The 14,415-nt window shown below is 45.2% G+C and carries 22 protein-coding genes; all 22 read right to left on the bottom strand.

Features of this window, described 5'->3' with window-relative positions:
* Window positions 1–91: 91 nt before the first annotated feature.
* The 22 genes from J3L18_RS21780 to J3L18_RS21675 all read right to left on the bottom strand — a co-directional run bounded on the left by J3L18_RS21780 (window position 92) and on the right by J3L18_RS21675 (window position 14,405).
* Window positions 92–1,225 carry a hypothetical protein gene (locus tag J3L18_RS21780; protein WP_112571082.1) on the bottom strand — a complete coding sequence of 378 codons (1,134 nt, stop codon included), beginning with the start codon at window positions 1,223–1,225 and terminating at the stop codon, window positions 92–94.
* Between the two features lie 140 nt (window positions 1,226–1,365).
* Entirely contained in the window at window positions 1,366–1,548 is a 183-nt protein-coding gene (locus J3L18_RS21775) for a hypothetical protein (RefSeq protein WP_112571084.1), read from the bottom strand.
* Between the two features lie 6 nt (window positions 1,549–1,554).
* Window positions 1,555–2,361 (bottom strand): PRTRC system ThiF family protein, encoded by an 807-nt coding sequence (locus tag J3L18_RS21770; protein ID WP_112571086.1) that lies wholly within the window; start codon window positions 2,359–2,361, stop codon window positions 1,555–1,557.
* Window positions 2,358–3,077, bottom strand: coding sequence for a PRTRC system protein B (locus J3L18_RS21765; protein WP_112571088.1), 720 nt, complete (start codon window positions 3,075–3,077; stop codon window positions 2,358–2,360). The genes J3L18_RS21770 and J3L18_RS21765 overlap by 4 nt, the downstream gene beginning before the upstream one ends.
* Window positions 3,074–4,033 (bottom strand): hypothetical protein, encoded by a 960-nt coding sequence (locus J3L18_RS21760; RefSeq protein ID WP_112571090.1) that lies wholly within the window; start codon window positions 4,031–4,033, stop codon window positions 3,074–3,076. Before J3L18_RS21760 ends, J3L18_RS21765 begins: the two co-directional genes overlap by 4 nt.
* Before the next feature lie 17 nt (window positions 4,034–4,050).
* Window positions 4,051–4,230, bottom strand: coding sequence for a hypothetical protein (locus tag J3L18_RS21755; protein ID WP_112571092.1), 180 nt, complete (start codon window positions 4,228–4,230; stop codon window positions 4,051–4,053).
* Window positions 4,231–4,305: 75 nt separating this feature from the next.
* Window positions 4,306–4,524 carry a PRTRC system protein C gene (locus J3L18_RS21750; protein ID WP_112571094.1) on the bottom strand — a complete coding sequence of 73 codons (219 nt, stop codon included), beginning with the start codon at window positions 4,522–4,524 and terminating at the stop codon, window positions 4,306–4,308.
* Between the two features lie 12 nt (window positions 4,525–4,536).
* Window positions 4,537–5,139 carry a PRTRC system protein E gene (locus tag J3L18_RS21745; protein WP_112571096.1) on the bottom strand — a complete coding sequence of 201 codons (603 nt, stop codon included), beginning with the start codon at window positions 5,137–5,139 and terminating at the stop codon, window positions 4,537–4,539.
* A 4-nt stretch (window positions 5,140–5,143) separates the two neighbouring features.
* Complete coding sequence (locus tag J3L18_RS21740) at window positions 5,144–5,818, bottom strand: DUF8835 domain-containing pootine (protein WP_112571098.1); 675 nt, start codon at window positions 5,816–5,818, stop codon at window positions 5,144–5,146.
* A 3-nt stretch (window positions 5,819–5,821) separates the two neighbouring features.
* Window positions 5,822–6,166, bottom strand: coding sequence for a penicillin-binding protein (locus J3L18_RS21735; protein WP_112571099.1), 345 nt, complete (start codon window positions 6,164–6,166; stop codon window positions 5,822–5,824).
* Window positions 6,167–6,206: 40 nt separating this feature from the next.
* Window positions 6,207–7,274 (bottom strand): DUF932 domain-containing protein, encoded by a 1,068-nt coding sequence (locus J3L18_RS21730; RefSeq protein WP_112571101.1) that lies wholly within the window; start codon window positions 7,272–7,274, stop codon window positions 6,207–6,209.
* Between the two features lie 50 nt (window positions 7,275–7,324).
* Window positions 7,325–7,717, bottom strand: coding sequence for a single-stranded DNA-binding protein (locus J3L18_RS21725; RefSeq protein ID WP_112571103.1), 393 nt, complete (start codon window positions 7,715–7,717; stop codon window positions 7,325–7,327).
* A 627-nt stretch (window positions 7,718–8,344) separates the two neighbouring features.
* The gene (locus J3L18_RS21720; protein WP_167516253.1) at window positions 8,345–8,500 is read right to left on the bottom strand and encodes a hypothetical protein; all 156 of its coding nucleotides are present in this window, start codon (window positions 8,498–8,500) and stop codon (window positions 8,345–8,347) included.
* Between the two features lie 22 nt (window positions 8,501–8,522).
* Window positions 8,523–9,212 (bottom strand): DUF1345 domain-containing protein, encoded by a 690-nt coding sequence (locus tag J3L18_RS21715; RefSeq protein ID WP_112571105.1) that lies wholly within the window; start codon window positions 9,210–9,212, stop codon window positions 8,523–8,525.
* Window positions 9,209–9,877 (bottom strand): hypothetical protein, encoded by a 669-nt coding sequence (locus J3L18_RS21710; protein ID WP_129567794.1) that lies wholly within the window; start codon window positions 9,875–9,877, stop codon window positions 9,209–9,211. The genes J3L18_RS21715 and J3L18_RS21710 overlap by 4 nt, the downstream gene beginning before the upstream one ends.
* A gap of 12 nt (window positions 9,878–9,889) precedes the next feature.
* Entirely contained in the window at window positions 9,890–10,507 is a 618-nt protein-coding gene (locus J3L18_RS21705; protein ID WP_112571109.1) for a hypothetical protein, read from the bottom strand.
* On the bottom strand, window positions 10,497–11,117 hold the full coding sequence (locus J3L18_RS21700) for an HD domain-containing protein (protein ID WP_112571111.1): 621 nt from the start codon (window positions 11,115–11,117) through the stop codon (window positions 10,497–10,499). The genes J3L18_RS21705 and J3L18_RS21700 overlap by 11 nt, the downstream gene beginning before the upstream one ends.
* Complete coding sequence (gene rseP, locus J3L18_RS21695; RefSeq protein ID WP_112571113.1) at window positions 11,114–12,460, bottom strand: RIP metalloprotease RseP; 1,347 nt, start codon at window positions 12,458–12,460, stop codon at window positions 11,114–11,116. The genes J3L18_RS21700 and rseP overlap by 4 nt, the downstream gene beginning before the upstream one ends.
* On the bottom strand, window positions 12,457–13,065 hold the full coding sequence (locus tag J3L18_RS21690; RefSeq protein WP_112571115.1) for a hypothetical protein: 609 nt from the start codon (window positions 13,063–13,065) through the stop codon (window positions 12,457–12,459). Before J3L18_RS21690 ends, rseP begins: the two co-directional genes overlap by 4 nt.
* A gap of 3 nt (window positions 13,066–13,068) precedes the next feature.
* Complete coding sequence (locus J3L18_RS21685) at window positions 13,069–13,248, bottom strand: hypothetical protein (RefSeq protein ID WP_112571117.1); 180 nt, start codon at window positions 13,246–13,248, stop codon at window positions 13,069–13,071.
* An 8-nt stretch (window positions 13,249–13,256) separates the two neighbouring features.
* Window positions 13,257–13,988, bottom strand: a complete 732-nt coding sequence (locus tag J3L18_RS21680) for a ZIP family metal transporter (protein ID WP_112571119.1) — start codon at window positions 13,986–13,988, stop codon at window positions 13,257–13,259.
* A 12-nt stretch (window positions 13,989–14,000) separates the two neighbouring features.
* A complete protein-coding gene (locus J3L18_RS21675) occupies window positions 14,001–14,405 on the bottom strand; it encodes a hypothetical protein (protein ID WP_112571121.1) in 405 nt (134 codons plus the stop codon).
* Window positions 14,406–14,415: the final 10 nt, after the last annotated feature.

Here is a 14,415-nt window from a genome sequence, read left to right as displayed (position 1 = left end):
AACAAAGCGCTGCCTGTTTACAGGGAACCTCACTTATACCTAAACAGGCGGCGTTGGGGCCCCGGCTCTGCCGGGGCCGTCCAAAAGATTTTCAAAAACTATAATTGGAACCGGTTATTTCCTGATACCGTTTACCCAATTGCTCGTGTGTCATGCCCTGTGTGTTCGCTAAATCCACAAAGGATTTTACCACGGTTTCCCTGGTTCGCCAGTTGAAAGAATAAACCAGCGTATCCTTATTCAGGGTTACGGTTAAAGGAATCGGCAGGCGGAGTGTATGGGCATTTTGCAAGAGGACTATCCGGCAACAGGTACTTTGATAGTCCTGTTCGCTTATATCTTCAAGACTAAGTTTTCGGGCCAGTTTCTCCAACTGGCAACGGCGCAGGTCAACGATGGGTTTAGTTTTCTTTCTTTTGCTTTTCGCTTTTTTCCTGTTCAGGTCATGGTAGAGCATCGTTTCGTTAAAGTCGGGGTAACGGGTTTGTATTTCTTCGATTGCAAACAGCGGGTTCTTTTGAAATACCCGCCTTACAAAATTTTTCCTGATACATTCCTGTGAAACAAAGACTTTACGCTCAATATCGCTGGCGGTTATAGTTAGTTTGATGGATTCGCCCGACGCATTTCTGTATAATTCCCGTAGCAGGATAAGGATAGCCAATCTTTTCTTCCCAATTTGTTCCGTTCTCAGTCTTTCCCCGATTTCGGTCACGCTGTAGTTTTGACCATGCTGTATCAGGTCACGGATCATTGTGCTTTCCTCCTTTTCAGGAATTTCTGTCCTTGTCACCCGTTTGCTATTTTCCTGCTTGCCAATGGTATATCTTTCCCTATAGCCCATAAGCTTTTCCAAAAAATCACTGCCAGTTCCGGCTGATTCCTTATTCAGTTCTTCCGCCTCCTGCTGCTCTGCATAAATGAGTTTATCCCAATCCTCGTATTGGTGGTAGCAAAGGCGGATGTCAAAATGATGGTATTCTATTTCCTCCCGGTTCATTGGCCGGGACAAAAACGGGTGCGCATAAAATAAGCCCATCGGCCTGCGGTTACGGTCGCACCAGGTTTCGGCGTGCATGTAAACATAAATACGCGGCGGGTATTTGGTCTGCGGTTTATAATAATAGTCCACTCGACCTGCTGTTTTACGGGGCAAGGCATTTACCCTGTCAAATTCAGCCTTTTCACGGGCTGTCATTATATAGCCTTCTTTAATCTTTACCATGATCTTAATTTGAAATAGGCCAGTGTTTCAGAAAAGCAAGGATAGCCGGAGGCAGGATTGATTTTATGAAAGTCTGGCGACCCAACACGCCATCCTGCCTGTTGCGGATGAAAGCAGCAAGTGGCAGGATGGCGCGATTTTTATTCGTTTCTTAGCCTGAGCAATTTTTGATAAACATCTTCCCAATAAGCCTGTAAGCCCTCATCCAAAGATTTGAATGAGGGATTGGCATGCCTGTAGTGGCGGTAATCGTCCGCTTGCAGGATAGCTAAATCCAAATTTTCTACGGTGATTATTTTCCCGTTAATATCTACTATCTTCATGACTGTTTAGGCTACTTTTAGTGGTTGTGTCCTGAAATCATGGAGGTTCATAAAGAAGCCCCTATTAAACAGCAAGCCCTCCTTAAACAGTTGCCATAGCAGGGATGAACCCATGTTCGCCAAAGTAGAATTGATAAATAAATCCTGTTTGGTCAGGGCTTCGGCTAAGGAACAGCTTGGCGTGTTGTCAGTAGCGTCTGCCGTTTCTAACAGTTCCTTAAAAGTTTCGGTAACAAACGGCAGGTTTCCCACGGGTGCATACTTCTTAGATTCTGGTTGTTTGTGGTTGCCTATTGTTGACAAAACTACCTGCCCGGTGTCTTTGCTGTTCCCTAAATCCATCCAGTATAAAGGGCGGTTTCGTTCATAGCTTTGGTAGCCTGTAAAGCCTTCCAATATTGTAGCGATTTCAAACCTCGAAACGGCATTGTCCACGCAGGTAACGAACAAATTGGCCTTGCCATCGTTGGATTGCGCTTCCACGTAGTCGGCATCATAGCGTTGCGTTACCGCTTTCCAGTTCGTACCAAAAAAACGGTTAATGCGGTTAATCAATACAACGCTCTTGTACAAGCCGATTTCTGCTTCCGCAAATAGCTGTCTGCCGAGGTTGGCCTCGCTAACCGTATCATCATCATAGGCAAAAACCATAAGACCGGGATGGTTAAGCGCAAGCATGGCCTGATTTATTCTTGCGAGGTTGGTCAGCATTTGGCTACCTGTACCACCGCAACCGATAAGGTTAACGGTAATAGGATTGGTAGGGTTTATCAGGTAGTTATCCGTAATATGTATGGGTGTTAATGTTTTCATTTGATGAGGTGTTTAATTTGAAATTTATTGGGTATCAATACATCTGTCGGGAACTGCTCCCCTGTTTTGGTCAGGTGTTGCCATAGCTGTACGATGTTTCCTTTTACAGGCTGATGCCCGCTAAACAGGTGACTGAAATAGCTATTGAAAAAATAGCTTTGCCATAGTTCCATAAACTGTTCTAACCCGCAATCTTTGGGGATGCTGATGCGCACATTACCCATGCAAACCCTGCCGTCAGGATAGACATTAAAAAACGGGGCATGATATAAAGGGGTATTTTCTGTAAATTCCGTATCGGTTATAACAAAAACCTGTAGGCTATTTTTCCCTGCTTTCCAAACCATTGCAGGGATATGCGCCATTTCTGATGGGATGCCGAGGTTTTCTATGAAAAGCAGTTTGATTTGTTGGGGTGGCGTGTGCCATACCGCAAAGCCGGATGAACTGCTATTGATGGTTAGCACGTTAACGGGCATCAAGCCTTTTGGGTTTAAAAAACCCTGCGCCTTTTTTTCATTTACCTGTAACGCTTTTGCTAATTTATGGCTTTCCTGAATAGATAGCGGATGGCCGTTGATGGGGCAACCCGAAACGTCCATATCATAACTTTCGATATAAAAATCGGATTGATGCCCATTGCCTGTTTTTTGCAGGATAAGCAAGGCTTTTACAGGCTGGTATAAATTTCCAAAAGTATTCGTTAAGTCTTTCATGGCTTGTGGTATAAAAGGGTACATAAATCATCGATAAGCAGGTATAGCTTATCTTCATAGGCCAGTTCATCTGTATAGCGGGGTTGTGCCTGATTAAAAAAAGTAACGACTTCAGGCTCCTGATAACGGGCACGCTCATTAAAATCGTTGTTCACCATATCCCGCAAAGTATCGCTTACGCTATCGTTCACGCTCCCGACAAAAGAGAAATACTCGTGCATGGCTACATAATTATCCTCGTAATCCTCCACCTCATAATCCTGTAAACTGGCATGTTTAAAAAGGTTCATTTTGGGAAAGGTCTGCCATAAGTCCCAACATTTTTGGGCAACGGTAAGGCATTCCTTCTCAAAATCGCTTAGGGCATTAAAGTTGGCTATAAGGCTGTCCAGACTATGGCGGAAACCTGTTGCCATCATTTTTTCCTGTATAAAATCCCCTTGTTTCAGGGCGTTGTCATAAGCGGTTTTTTGCCTGTTATAATCGTCTTCTTCCATGTCGTCCTTACCCTCGGTTATCCATTCTTCCAGTATTTCATAATTGTAAAACATATAGGTGTCTTCGTCCCGGTAATAAGTTACATCCGCTTCGATATACAGGTAGGCGCAAACGGCGGTAATCAATTCGGCACAATGGGTATGTTCAGGGTTTTGCCACAGGTCATAAATGGGCATCACCGGGATATAAAACAAGCCAAAATCCTGATTAAACGTTTCCTTAACGGTCAGGCAGGTATGATTGTCTTCCTGTTCCACGATCAGCAGTTCCCGACACCTGCCCTTTTTTTTCAGTTGGCGGTTGACCTCCTTTTGCGCCATCAGGATATTATAGGGATAGGGTAACTGGCGGTATTTGGTCAGGTTTAGCCCATAATGTTTAGTGAGGTAGGAGAGGGATTTAAAAAAATCCCCCTCTACTGCTGATTGTTTTGGCAAGTCTGTTGCGGTCTGGTACATGGGCATAAAGCTGTGCCTTAAAAAACCATTGGTAACAGGTTCTGCGGTGCGGATTTCGGGCGGTTGAGCCTTGCTTCCTGCGCATCGGGTAGCCTGTCGAGGTCTTTTACGAAGTGTGCGAGTTGCTGATGTAGTTTCCATTGTTGCTGATTGCGTTCTTTGATTAATCCTTTGTTCTCTTTGGTGTTTTCATTCATATTATTTGTTCTTTAATGGCAATGAAGCTACCATGAGCCGATGTGTTTTTTTGGGAGGCTCATGGTGGTCATCGCCTATCCTTTCACCCCTATGGTGGACACAAATTCATATTCCCGGCAGTCGTCCACAAACTCAGGCCCTGAAATTTTGGCGGTAGTCAGAATGGCGTACAGGTTCGCATAATAGTTGCATACTGCTTCGGGGCTAAAATCCTCGTTAGGGTCGGTCAGGTGTATTTTTTGCCCGTTTTCGGTATGGACAAAAACTCTTGGTAGTAATTTCGTTTCTAACATGGCTGTGTTTTTTTAGGAGTTGTAATTCAATAATGCTTTCTCGTACAGGTTGGCTTGTTGCTCCAAATACTGGCGTTTCTTTTTTAGTTCGTTTTCTTTGTTGGGGTGTTCTTCCACGCTCGGCAGGATGGTCAGGGCTTCGGAAAACTTGAATTTTTTAATGAGTTCTGTTACGTTGCTCATCGCTTCATCGTAAGCTTTTTTCTTGTCCTCCTTGCTGATTTTTGGTTCGGGAATTTCGGCATCCCCTGTGTTTTTAGTCGCTGTGTTTGTTTTGGCTTCTCTTGCATCTTTTGCTTCTTTAGCTTTTGCATCCTGTACCAATTTAGAAGCTGCTTTTGCCTGTTCTACGCTTTTTAAATGCGCTTCTAAATTGGTTTGCAGTTCGGCGGTTTTTACTACAGGCTCGGTAATCTTGGTAAAAAATGCCTCGTCTAAATCCTGCGCTGTGCCTGTGAGTGTATAAGGGATAATCAGCTTTACCGCTTTATCCCCGCAGGTAGCGTTAAATAATTCAGATACGGTCATGTTGCCGTCTGCATCGGTTTGAATGACTAACTTCCATGTGCCGGGAAGATTAAGGCTTGCTATATTTTGAAAAAAGTTCGTTGTCATGATTTTAATTTTTAGGTGTCCGTTTATTGAGTTCAATTAAGTGGTTTGCCGACCTGCCGTCTGCGGTAAACAGGTATTCATTCGTTAAAATGCTTTCTTTGATGGCGGTATCACTGGTTAGAAAATCGTATTGATTTTCGAGAGATTTGTACAGGTGACGGTTCAGGATTTCAGCGACCGAACGTAGCCATTCTTCGAGTTTATCCAGTTCCTCAAAGATGTTGTCGTGCGTTTTACCGTCCTTGATAACTTCCGAAATGCCTAAATCCGTTACTACGCCAAACTGCCTTGACCTGCAAATGATTTGTGGTTCGCTTGGCAACAGGCCATTAGCGACCAATGCAATCACCCTGCGGTTAATCTCTGGAATACCAAATACAAACTCCTGCATCGGGGCAAAATCTTTCCACGATTGGTTAGCCACTGCGATAAGCAGTTTGGGTATGTCCACTATTGCGGAGAAACCGCTACCATCGCCTTGGGAATAGAAACCCCTGAATTTGATACTATCCTTATTGACCGCTATGCCTAAGTAGGAACACAGTTCTATAAAGTCCTCCAGTTCATCATCCCACCAATCAAAATCGATATTCAAATCCCTGTAAGTTGTCAATGCCTTTTCTTTGGCTTCCTTATCCAGTTCGTTAAAACTGTATAGTTTTAAGGTTATCGTTTTCATGCTTTACAAGGTTTTGTTTTCGATGGATGACAGGTAAGCGGTGTACCTGCGGGTCAGGTTCTCGCCCTTTCGGAAGATGTCCGTTTTAAAGAAATATATCTCGTCAAAAAACGCTACGTTTTTAGTTTGCAGATTGATTTCATAACGGTAGGTCGCATTGGTACGTAGTTCGTTTAGTGCGCAATGCTCGGTTAGTAAAGCCAGTTCCGCATCTGCATCGTTGAGTGATAATAGCGGGAGCAAAAGTTTTTCAACGATGTACCCTTGTTCGGGTGCGCTACTACTGTCCGCAACACAAATTATCGCTTCGCCATTGGTCAGGATGATATATAAATTTGAACGTGTCATGTTATGCTTTTTAAATGAGGGGGATTGCTCCCCCTGATGGTTAATTAAGGATTAAGGCATTTGCGCCATTTTTGGAAAAATCACGGCAAAGGTTAAAGGCGGTTTGCGCCCTTTGTTTGGCTGTTCCCTCTATAATGGATTTAAATTTGGCTTCTTCGTCCTTGTAGTTGCGGACATTTTGAAAGTAACCTGTCACGGCATTATAAGCACCAAACACCGTTCCTGCGGTCGTTTCCATTTGCTGTGTCGGACTGCTTAAAGCATACTCATATACTTTGTCAACCATATTGGTGTAGGTGGTTGAAAGTTCATCGTCCTTGCCTAATTCGAGATTTTTAAGGACTTCCTTATTAGGAGCCATAGCAACCTGTATTAGTTTTTTCACTTCCTTATCGGTGATACGTACCTTTGACCAATTGTTAAACACGTCCTGTAAATCTGCGCCTAAATTGGAACTGATGCCCATTAAGGTATTCGCCTGTTTTAAGCGGTCGTTAGCCGATGCGGTATGACGGATTTTGATTGCGCCCGAATGGTTGGCTAAAGCAGCATTAAGGGTGTTGTTACAAACTATTCTAATCGGTGTAAAAGCTGCGGTGATACTACCGAAACCATCATGTGAAGTGGTCAGGAAAAGGTATTGCTCGATAAAATCGTCCTTTCCTACACGGATATAGCCGGGCAGTTTGGCGGTGATAAATATGCGCTCGCCCCTGCCCAATGCCCCTGCGGTTTCGTATAAAATCCCGTCCCCGCCACCTACGATGGCATCAAAAAACTCAAAGGCATTTACATTTTGTATGACTTCGTAATCTTTGCCGACTACACCTAATACCTGCTCATTATCGGTGCGGATGGTAGCGAAGTAATTAGGCACTTCGATTTCAGGGATTAGTATATCGTTGTCGGGGTCGCCTGTATGATTTTCGGTGTCATAGGTAAACAAAGGGCGTTTTTCTACGAAATAGTCAAGCCCTGCATATTTGATGGCTTCGGCGCTGGTCGGGTATTGCTCTACGATTTTACCCAATCCGTGCCATGCCCTTTCCTTTACGCTGAAAAAGCTGTATTCCTGATTTGCTTCGTTATAATTTAAGTTGTGTCCCATGATTTTTATTTTTTAGCTGTTTTGAAAATTGAAATGAATGTTAATAGCGGTTAGAATGGCAAATCATCGTCGTCAGCCCCTGCGCCTGTGGTATAGGGTGCGGTTTCCTTTTGTTCTGCTTTAGCTTCGGTTTTTGCGACTAATGAAAACAGTTTGATGGTGTCACAGGTACAAATTAGTCTTGCCTTGATACCATCCTTTTTGCTTTGGTAGCCTTGTGCTTCCATCCATCCCGAAATTTCTACTACTGCCCCTTTGGTGAGGTATTCGGCAATACCGGAGTTGCGCCAGTAAGCGCAGTCAACGAATGCGGTTTTTTCCTTTTTTTCGCCCGCTTTGTTTTTCCATTTTTGGTTAATGGCTACGGTAAAATTGATTACCTGTTTGTCCCCTTTGACCGCATTTACTTCTGCGTTTGCGGTTAATCTTCCTGTGAATAGCATAATTTTTAATGTTTAATAATGAATAATTTGTTGTTTGCTTTTCCTTTCGCCGCCTTGCCCTGATTGATTATTTTTAAAAGAAAAAGGGAAAAAAGAAAGCAAATCTTAAAGCCCGGCAACGGGCAAAAGGAAACGGAATAATTGGAGGGGACCCGCCCAGAGGCGGGGAGGAAACCGTTTATGCCGTAGTCTTTTGCAAACCCAACGACAGATCCGGGCTTGATTTTAGCTGCGCTTTTTACCCGTTTCGTTTAAAATATTCATTGATTAAATAAAAAAATGCCATTGGAGCCGCAGGCGATAAAGATCTCCGGCAGCAGGAATGATGGAAAAACAATAACTAAAAATGATCTCAGACAATAGCAAAAAGATCACCATTCACTTTTCCGCATCATGGGATTAGAGCGGCATCCTTCGATAGAAGATATAGCGGAAAGCCCGGCCCGGAAGGGGATGCCATAATTGGGGTTAGAAAGGTGCAAGGGCCAGGACGAGCGCTTCCGCCTTAAGGGAAAATACGACGCAAATCCATAATCATTACTGATCGCGGTAAGCGCAGAAGTATTCTTTTACATAGCGGCCGGTAAATTTAGCGGCAATGTCCCGGCATCGCTCGAGCTGCCTCCGTTACCGAAAAAGCAATAGCTTTTTACCGTTATTGATCGTATCAGTGGCCAAAAGAGCTGCCTGTTCTATTTTAAGTAAAAACTCAGGCCCCATAAGTCCTTGCGCGGCACACAGATGCTCTTCCATCTCGGCTATCATTTGTTCGTTCGTATTCATTTCGGGCGTTTTTTAGACAAGTTTATTTTTGAACCAGCCCTGCGATCACATTGATGCTCAAGGCTACGATAATGGTGTTAAAAGAAAATGCAAGCAGCCCGTGAAGCAAAGCCAGCCTTCGGATTCTCCGGGATGTGATCTGTACATCTGAAACCTGAAAGGTCATCCCGATAACAAATGAGAAATAGGCAAAATCCAGGTAGTCAGGTTTGGGTTCGTTCGGAAAGGCTAAGCCGCCAGGTTTATAGGTTTTAGAATCCTGGCCATCCTCTATATCACAGTAATAATAATGGGCATAGCGGAAAGTAAAAATAGTATGAACCAATACCCAGGAGGCGACCACACAAGCCAGGGACAACAACACATGAAGTGTTAACTGCCGTGCATCGCTACCCGAGCCGCTACGAAGCAAAAGAACGATGGCGAATAAGCTGGCTACTGAAGCGAATATGGCGAACAGGAAAACCAGCGTCTTGCTCGAATCCTGGGCGTGGGCATCCTGATGTATGACAGCGGGGTGTACGTTGAAGATCGTTAGCGCTGAAAGTGTTAATGAAATTAGCGCATAGGTTAGCCAGACCACCATAAACTGGGTAGATGCAGCTAATTCGCCTCTTGTCACGATCCAGCAAATGGCCGCCAGCGTTAGTGCAACGTATAATTTATGGTGGGCGTCAAGCCGGTTGATATTTAGTTTTTTTGATCTTGTCATTTAGAATTTTGATGTGGTAACAGCTTAACCATGAATCCAAGAGAAACGGAAATATTGGTCGGATATAACAATGGGTCACCGCTAAGTTTGAGATCGCTCAGACCAGTCGAAGCATAGACGGACAATCGTTGGTTGATTTCCAGGCTGTAACCCAACCCGCCGATCAGATAGTTGGCATGCCCTTTAAGACCACGTTCTTTTTGACGAAAGTTGAAAAAATTATAGCCCAGAAATGGGGTCATGATGAAAGCATTCGTTTCGCGGGTAACATAATAATCATAACCCAGATGCAAACCATACTGCGAATAATAGGTGCGATCGGTGCCGAAATTTTTTGCGCCCTCCAGTTGTAAAAACAAGTTTCGGTGTAAACGATAATTAACCCCAAGTTGCAACCCATAATTCATCCAGGAGAGACGACCGTCAGCGCTCGGAGTGGTTCGTACAGGAAATGCGGCCATGGCATAGGTTATCCGGAATTTTTCCGACCGTAATGAATCTGCTGGCCGATATTTTTGGGAATATTGCCCGCTACCAGCGGACTGTCCCTTGGCCTGAAAGAACAGGCAAAGAAGGGATAATAATATAACATGGCAAACCCCTCCCCATAGCCAGGCTATGGGGTTTCGGGGATATGCTTCGGGGATAATCATGCGTTTTGTCATGTCAAGCATTTTTTATGGTTCATACTTTGATCTTAACTGGGAGGCGATCTGCTGCTGCACTTGCAGGCGTTGCCAAACGTGTTTTTTTTCTTCCGGTGTCAGGCCGGCCTGCAGGTAACCGATGTTGATCTGGTTCAGGTTCTCAAACACCTGGTTCATTACCCATAGGTATTGCCTTTCACGATCCAGTCCAACGGGTTGCTGATACCTTCGGAAATTTCCCAGCGCTGCATCCGTATTTCGCTGGATGAACGTTGATACCGGCAGTGTTGGTTGGTTGACCCTTGGGGGTTTCAGGTCGTTGCGCAGCTTGGTGATCAGTTGCAACATCGTTTGCACAAAAGCGGCATTTACAGTGCCGTTTTGGTGTGCCGCTTCCGTTTTTGTTATCACCAATGCCTCACTATAAATGGTCCTGGTAACCCGAAAATAATACTCCCGGGCATTTTTCTCAACGGGTAAGCGCAGTACGGAATCTGCTGTCATCCGGAGCAAATCCATATAATTCGGCGCTTGTCGTTTAACCGGCAACGTTTGGGCCATAACAGGGCTGCCTGCTATTAACAGGCAGCCGGATACGATAGCCACCTTTACCCTGGTCATCTGTTGTTGGAGACGCTTAATGTTCATTAGGAAAATCATTTTGTTCAAGATCCATTACCCGGGCTTGCAGGTGATTAATGTTTTTTTGTTTTTCCGTTTCCCAATGAGCTTTAGCATACGCAGTGAAATAGGAATGATCGGTCATGAATTGTAAGTTCTGCCGGGTCCAATCACCTTCGCTATATTCTTTATGTAATACATTCGCCCATTCCGTGCGGAGGCGTTCAGCGTGCGTGGCGTAATCAGACAGCGCCAGATGGCGCATATCGGCATCACACATGACCGCCTGAAAATGGGTATGCGGTACCTGAGGCATTTGAGTGGCCCTGATACAATCGTTCACCGGGTTGATGAACAGTTCTTTTTTGCCCAGGCTGCGCAAAAAGTCCCCGGCTAATGTCATGCTGATGGCTTCGTGCCCATGGTAGGTATAACAATAACCGCTGTCATGAAACCAGGCGGCAACCAGCAGGATGTCTTGTTCCCATTCATTAAAAAGCATGTGCGTAGTCAAATCCTGTACAGCATCCACCATTAGGCGGGTATGCTCCAGGTTATGGTAAACCATCCCTGCCGGTAGTTTTCCGGTCAATAGCGTGGTTATATATTGTTCGGTTTTTTTGATAAGTTCGTTCATGAGCTAACTTGATGAAGTGCACGGATATCGTTGAATAGCACATAGCCGGAAAGCAGCATGATCGCTACCACACCGGCGAGATAAAAAAAGGCCCAGAAAGTACGGCTAACAGGTTTGCGGGTAACAGCTTCATAAAGCAGTACAGCCATAACCCCGCCGTCCATCGGGGCAAGGGGAATTACATTGAGTAATGCAAGCGCGGTCGATAGGAGAGCGACCAGCCCCCAAAATCGTTTGGCCTCGAAATGGCCGCTAAATAAAGTGGCGATACGGACCGGGCCTACCAACCCGTCCTTTGCCTTCACTTCACCCGAAACGAGCTGGCTCAACCCTTTGGAGTTTTGAGCAATGGTGCTCCAAACCTTCGTGGAACCGGCAGACAGTGACTGACCAATAGATACACGCTCAGGTTTGAACACGGGTAGATTGGTATTCAAACTGAAACCAATATGGCCATCCTTATCTCTATGCGCCAGCATCGTACTGGTTTTACCATCATGTATAACAGTCAGGTATAACTGCCGCTGCTCGTTCTCTTTCAACCGGATAATGAAATCATTGTAGGAACGCACGGAATCCCCATTGAGGGCAATAATGTGCGCCTTTTTAAAGGCCTGGTTACGGCGCAGATCGACATTGGTAAAAAATGAGTCAACCTGAAACCCCGCTTTGAGGGAAAAGAATTGGGTCAGCCCTTTATCTGCCACCAACTGCATAATCTTTGGTGAAACAGCCACATGCAGGTGTACCCTTTCTTTGCCCTGACGGCGAACAATGGAAAGCACAGTATTGCCGTGCATCAAATGCGTACTCAGTAATTCATCTTCATACAATGCCGAGTCCGCATTGATCGAGGTCACTTCGTCGCCCGGTTGTAAGCCCGCCTGCAGACCGAGTTGTCCCGGTAGAATGATGGCATTTTTTCCAAATACGGCAACCTGGTTCCTGCCGTAATACAGGAACATCCCGCAATATACCAGTAATGCCAGCAGCAGGTTCATAAAGATACCGGCAGACATAACGATCAGTCTTTGCCACACGGGTTTATGGCCATAACGATGAGCCGGGGGTACATCAGCATCTTCATCGGGATCACTGTCATCCGCCGTAGCTATACTTCCCGCCATACGCACATATCCGCCGAGCGGTAGCCAGCCGATGCCAAACTCCGTCCCTTTGTAATTAAAGCGGAAAAGCCGCTTACTAAAAGTGTCGAAAAACAGGTAGAACTTTTTAACCCTGATCCCAAATGCCTTGGCAGCCAGAAAATGCCCCAGCTCATGAATAAAAACCAGCAGGCTTAATCCAACCAAAAATTGTGCGATCATGATCAGTATACTCATAGTAGTCCGGCTGTTTGTGTAAGTTGTATCGCTCCCTGGATATGCATGGTAATGTCCGTTTGCGATCTGATCAGCATCCCATCATAATACCCTTGTTCTTTACCACAGGTCAGGTGAATGAACAATTCATTTTTTTGCAGGAAACGCGCCATGAAAGGGGCGATCTGCGCCTGTAAAAGTTTCTTTAATACTATTTCCCGGCCCGGGTGTAACAAAAAGAGGGAAACCGCTGAAGCGTTTTCGCCCAGACTGTCCTCGGGTATACTACGCAGGGTCATCAGATCTTTTAAAGTAATCAGCACCATCTCAGGTCCGTCATTTATTGCAGGCTGGAAACCTTTATCTATGCCCAAGCCGTTAAAGTCATCCGCCAGTAAATGGTAACCAAAGGCCACCTTTACCGCATCCGGCCATAACTCTAAAATTACTGGTGAATACGGCAACAACGCATAACACTCAAGCCCGAGCGACAGCCTGCGCGTCAGTGTCAGGTAAACCTGTAATTGCAGATTACTGTCCTGGATCGTCCGGTGTTCCGGGTTTGCCTTAACATGCAGGAACTGGTAGGTACCTGCTTCCTGGGTAATCTTAAAGGGAAAATCCATGGCTCACCCCTCCATGTCTAAGAACCACTGCTGGGCCCGTTTAACAGCTTCTTCCTCTCGGGTACAGCCCTCGGGAATATCGCTGTCTTTTAACTGCCCTTCGATCTCCAATGCCTTAGCTTTAACTTCAGGCTCCAGGTCTTTTAAAGGGGTTTGTGAATGATCTGAATGATTTGTTTCCATAGGTATTTTTATAATATGATGCCCAGCACCAAAAAGATCAGGAAGCCGGCAAAAAATAAGGCGGTATAAACCGGTGAATCTTTTTCTTCGTGGGCTTCTACCAGCAATTCTTCGGTCACCAGGTAAAGCAGTGCGGCTGCTCCAAACGACAAAATAAATTCCATGAGTTTTTCAGGCGCATTATGAAGCAGGAATAAACCGGCGACCGCACCGATCAGAAACACCAGGTCGAGGCCGACCAAGATCTGGTATAGTTTAGGTTTACTGTTGGTTCCTGACCTGATGGTGGTCACTACAGCGATGCCCAATGAAAAGCATTCGAGCGCTAAGGCGAAGGCTAGCAAAGTGCCTTCCTTTTGCCCGGCGGCAAACCCGATCCCTAAAAGGATACCATCAATAAGCAGGTCTATACCCACCGCAGCTAAAGCCGCCCAGGGCAATGTTCCTTTGCTTGTTGAATTTTCTTCGGTCGCCTCTATTTTTTCTGTGACCCGCTTAACGATCAGCATGGATGCGATACCCACAATGAACCCGGTCACGATCATGATAGGGTCGTGTATCTTGATCATATCCGGCAGCAGTTCAACGGCCACCACTGAAAAAACGACACCGGCGGCGAAGTGCAGGGTCATACTTTTGAATGCGCTGCTGGCATTTCGAAAAATAGCCAGGGTGCCGCCTGCGAGCAATAACACAACCGGGATTAGGGTAAACAGGATCTCTTTTTCAAACTGGGTCATAATGCTATACGGTTAAATAAGTGCCTTTAAATAAACGTTCAGCGCATCAACCTGGTCTTTTAATTTTGGATCAGGAGCAATGCCGGACTGCGATTGATGAACCAACACATTATCCATCATAGCTGCATATTGCAGGAGCAGAAAATTGATGTTCTTTTCAGTATAATGACTTAGATCACGGCGTTGTAAATTGTCCTGCTGTAAATCAAGCAGATCCTCCAAACGTTCACGTGTTTCATGCAATGCCGTTTGCCGGTAGCAATAAATTACGTAGAGCAGTAAGCAATAGGTAAAAGCGTTGATGATAAAGATGCTTTTAACAAAGGCGAAAGTAACTGCCGCTGATAAGCCTATGATATTGATGAACAAGTTGATGGCAATGATCAGATAGCTTGCCTTATAGGTATTCGTTTTCATAACCGGTCAT

Source organism: Mucilaginibacter gossypii, assembly GCF_017569325.2.
GTDB lineage: Bacteria > Bacteroidota > Bacteroidia > Sphingobacteriales > Sphingobacteriaceae > Mucilaginibacter > Mucilaginibacter gossypii.
This window is presented reverse-complemented; position numbering and strand designations above follow the sequence as displayed.